We start from the raw sequence: 1,425 nt of genomic DNA, 5'->3' as shown, positions 1-1,425 counted from the left end.
AAGTCGGCTAATGAGATGGTCCGCCGCTGTAAGTCTCCGCTAAGGCGGAGGATGGTAGCAGCGGTTTCAGAGGAGGATCATCGACATGCAGATTCGTTCGGTAGGCATTGACCTTGGCAAGACGACTTTTCACCTTGTTGCACTGGGAGCATCGGGCAAGGTGCTGGTGAAGAAGAAGTTCACGCAGAAGCAGCTGCTGGTGTTCACGGCGAACATGGAGACGTCGCTGATTGGTCTCGAAGCCTGTTCCGGAGCGCATTTTCTCGGACGAGCTTTGAGGCAGCAAGGCCATGATGTGCGGCTGATTGCAGCGCAGTTCGTGAAGCCATTTGTGAAGTCCAACAAGAACGACTTCGTTGACGCGGAGGCCATCGCCGAAGCCGTCGAACGCAAGAACATGCGTTTCGTTCCGATCAAGACCGACGACCAGCTCGACCTGCAGGCGATGCATCGGATTCGTGACCGGCTGGTCTCGCGGCGCACTGCGGTCATCAACCAGATACGCGCGTTTCTCCTGGAGCGTGGCATGGTCTTTGCTCAGAAGCCGGCCAAGTTGAAGGCTGCTATGGCTGACGTTCTCGAGAACGCGGAAAACGCACTGACGCCGATGATGCGCAACATGATTGGCATTTTGTGGGACGAGTGGAAGACGGTCGAGCATCAGATCGACGAACTGACCGACAGACTCGAACAGATCGCTGCCAGTGATGCAGGTTGCTGCCGCATCCGGCAGATCCCAGGCATCGGTCCGATCGTCGCGACGGCCATCGTTGCTGCCATCGGCAACGGCGCTGCGTTCCGCAAGGGCCGAGACTTCGCAGCCTGGCTCGGCCTCGTCCCACGGCAGTATTCGACCGGTGGCAAGACCAGACTGCTGGGCATCAGCAAGCGCGGCAACATCTACCTGCGTAAGATCCTGATCCATGGCGCACGCGCTGCCGCCATGCGCATAAAACGAGATCGTTTCGCGATCGGAGGATGGATGAACGCGTTGGAAGCGCGAGCGCCGCGCAACGTACTGGTCGTGGCCATGGCCAACAAGCTCGCCCGTATCGCATGGGCCGTGCTCTCCACCGGAAAAGACTATCGGCCTGGAGTGATCGTGGCCGCGGCATGAGATAGAGCGGAAAAGACGCCTGCGGCTTGGAAGCGCCACGCGCTCCCACTTTCCCGCTCTACGACTACGACGACTTTTCCCACCAAGGTCTGCACAGGAACAGTAAGGACGAAAGAACAGTCAAAAACGGCGTCTCTGAAACCTGTTTCCGATAATGGTCTTCAACGACCGCTCGGCTTGTTAGGACAGATACGCAGCGGAACTCATCCTGGCCAGGAGCACATGACTCCAACAAAGGCCGAATACATTGCCGCAGACTTGTCTCTCGAACGAACTAATCCTTGCAGTCGCGCGGCGGACCATACATT

The 1,425-nt window shown here is 58.0% G+C and carries 1 protein-coding gene; it reads left to right on the top strand.

What is annotated here, in order from left to right; genetic code table 11:
* Nucleotides 1-85 precede the first annotated feature (85 nt).
* Nucleotides 86-1,117 carry an IS110 family RNA-guided transposase gene (locus XX99_RS16405; RefSeq protein ID WP_050060509.1) on the top strand — a complete coding sequence of 344 codons (1,032 nt, stop codon included), beginning with the start codon at nt 86-88 and terminating at the stop codon, nt 1,115-1,117.
* The last annotated feature ends 308 nt before the right edge of the window (nt 1,118-1,425 follow it).

Origin of the sequence: Silvibacterium bohemicum (assembly GCF_001006305.1) — a bacterium.
GTDB lineage: Bacteria > Acidobacteriota > Terriglobia > Terriglobales > Acidobacteriaceae > Silvibacterium > Silvibacterium bohemicum.
Note: the sequence above shows the minus strand (reverse complement) of the source record. Positions and strands in the feature narration are given on the sequence as shown.